Origin of the sequence: Cereibacter changlensis JA139 (genome assembly GCF_003034985.1) — a bacterium.
GTDB lineage: Bacteria > Pseudomonadota > Alphaproteobacteria > Rhodobacterales > Rhodobacteraceae > Cereibacter > Cereibacter changlensis.
On the sequence record NZ_PZKG01000195.1, the window covers coordinates 1 to 2,500 of the forward strand.

The 2,500-nt window shown below is 55.5% G+C and carries 1 tRNA gene and 2 rRNA genes (1 of these 3 cut by a window edge); all 3 read right to left on the reverse strand.

Annotated features, from left to right (window positions below):
* Positions 1–117: 117 nt before the first annotated feature.
* Positions 118–194, reverse strand: a tRNA-Met gene (locus C5F48_RS21470).
* A 40-nt stretch (positions 195–234) separates the two neighbouring features.
* Positions 235–349: ribosomal RNA gene (gene rrf / locus C5F48_RS21475) — 5S ribosomal RNA — on the reverse strand.
* Positions 350–479: 130 nt separating this feature from the next.
* A 23S ribosomal RNA gene (locus tag C5F48_RS21480) occupies positions 480–2,500 on the reverse strand; it runs 824 nt beyond the window's last position.

Below are 2,500 nucleotides of genomic sequence, written 5' to 3' on the forward strand. Positions count from 1 at the left end.
ACGGCCACCGCATTGACCTTGCGGGCGCGTTGGCGAACATCATGGCGTTGGGGGGCGCGGACATGACAAAGCCCCCGCGGATTGCGAGGGCTGGTGTCGGTTTTGGGTCGGAAACGATGGTTGCGGGGACAGGATTTGAACCTGTGACCTTCAGGTTATGAGCCTGACGAGCTACCGGGCTGCTCCACCCCGCGCCAGGGTTGGATCGTTTAGGGAGATGTCGTTTCTTTCTAGGTTTGGCGGTGACCTACTCTCCCACGTCTTAAGACGCAGTACCATTGGCGCGACGGCACTTAACGGCCGAGTTCGGGATGGGATCGGGTGTTTTGCTCGCGCTATGACCACCAAACCGAGAAAGAAACGACAACATCAGCGTTGTGGGCGGACCTTTCGGTCCGGTCACAACGGTTGTTCCAAGTCATTGGTGCTTTTGACGATGCGGTTGAGCGTGGTTCTGTTGAACCTTGCTGTTACCGGATCAAATCAAGCCTATCGGGCAATTAGTACCAGTCAGCTGAACGCATTGCTGCGCTTACACCTCTGGCCTATCGACGTGGTGGTCTTCCACGGCCCTCAGGGAGACCTTGTTTTGAAGGGGGCTTCCCGCTTAGATGCCTTCAGCGGTTATCCTGTCCGAACATAGCTACCCAGCACTACCGTTGGCACGATAACTGGTCCACCAGTGGTTCGTTCACCCCGGTCCTCTCGTACTAGGGGCAACTCTTCTCAAGTCTCCTACACCCACGGCAGATAGGGACCGAACTGTCTCACGACGTTCTAAACCCAGCTCACGTACCTCTTTAAATGGCGAACAGCCATACCCTTGGGACCTGCTCCAGCCCCAGGATGAGATGAGCCGACATCGAGGTGCCAAACGATGCCGTCGATATGGACTCTTGGGCATCATCAGCCTGTTATCCCCAGCGTACCTTTTATCCGTTGAGCGATGGCCCTCCCACTTGGGACCACCGGATCACTATGACCGACTTTCGTCTCTGCTCGACTTGTCAGTCTTGCAGTCAGGCAGGCTTCTGCCATTGCACTCAACGAGCGATTTCCGACCGCTCTGAGCCTACCTTCGCGCGCCTCCGTTACGATTTGGGAGGCGACCGCCCCAGTCAAACTACCCACCACGCAGGGTCCCGGACCCGGATAACGGGCCGCGGTTAGACATCAAGAGTGCGAAGGGTGGTATCTCAAGGATGGCTCCACGGGAACTAGCGTCCCCGCTTCGATGCCTACCACCTATCCTGCACATCACAATCCTGATGCCAGTGCGAAGCTATAGTAAAGGTGCATGGGGTCTTTCCGTCTAACCGCGGGAAGTGTGCATCTTGACACACAGTTCAATTTCGCTGAGTCCACATCAGAGACAGCGGGGAGATCGTTACGCCATTCGTGCAGGTCGGAACTTACCCGACAAGGAATTTCGCTACCTTAGGACCGTTATAGTTACGGCCGCCGTTTACTGGGGCTTCAATTCAGAGCTTGCACCCCTCCTTTTAACCTTCCAGCACCGGGCAGGCGTCAGACCCTATACGTCGCCTTACGGCTTCGCAGAGCCCTGTGTTTTAAGTAAACAGTCGCCACCCCCTAGTTTGTGCCCCCCGCCCATACTTGCGTACAGACGGGGCCTCCTTCTCGCGAACTTACGGAGGCATTTTGCCGAGTTCCTTTGATGTGGTTCTCTCAAGCGCCTTGGTATTCTCTACCAGTCCACCTGTGTCGGTTTAGGGTACGGTCTCATGGAGGGCTATTTCCAGGAACCTCTAAGCGGCCCGCCCAATCCGATAAGGGCGAACAACCTTCGAGATCCGTCACTTCCTCCTGGCCCAGGAATATTAACCTGGTTCCCATCGACTACGCCTTTCGGCCTCGCCTTAGGGGCCGGCTTACCCTGCTCAGATTAGCTTTAAGCAGGAACCCTTGGACTTTCGGCGACAGGGTCTCTCACCCTGTTTGTCGCTACTCATGTCAACATTCTCGCTTCTGATCTCTCCACCGGATGCCTTACAGCCCGGCTTCACAGAAAGCTTCGCGTGTTCGTCTCCGTCCCCCAATTGCTTGGAGATACGGATAAAACACATGAAGCTATATCACAGAACGCTCCGCTACCACGCATATTGCTATGCATCCTGAGCTTCGGCTCGTGGCTTGAGCCCCGTTACATCTTCGCCGCAGGACAGCTTATCTAGACCAGTGAGCTGTTACGCTATCTTTAAAGGATGGCTGCTTCTAAGCCAACCTCCTGGTTGTTTTGGCCGTCCCACATGCTTTCCCACTTAGCCACGAATTAGGGGCCTTAGCTGCAGGTCAGGGTTGTTTCCCTCTTCACGACGGACGTTAGCACCCGCCGTGTGTCTCCCGGATAGTACTCATCGGTATTCGGAGTTTACTTAGACTCAGTAAGGCTGTGGGCCCCCATCATCCATGTAGTGCTCTACCCCCGATGGTATTCGTCCGAGGCGCTACCTAAATAGCTTTCGCGGAGAACCAGCTA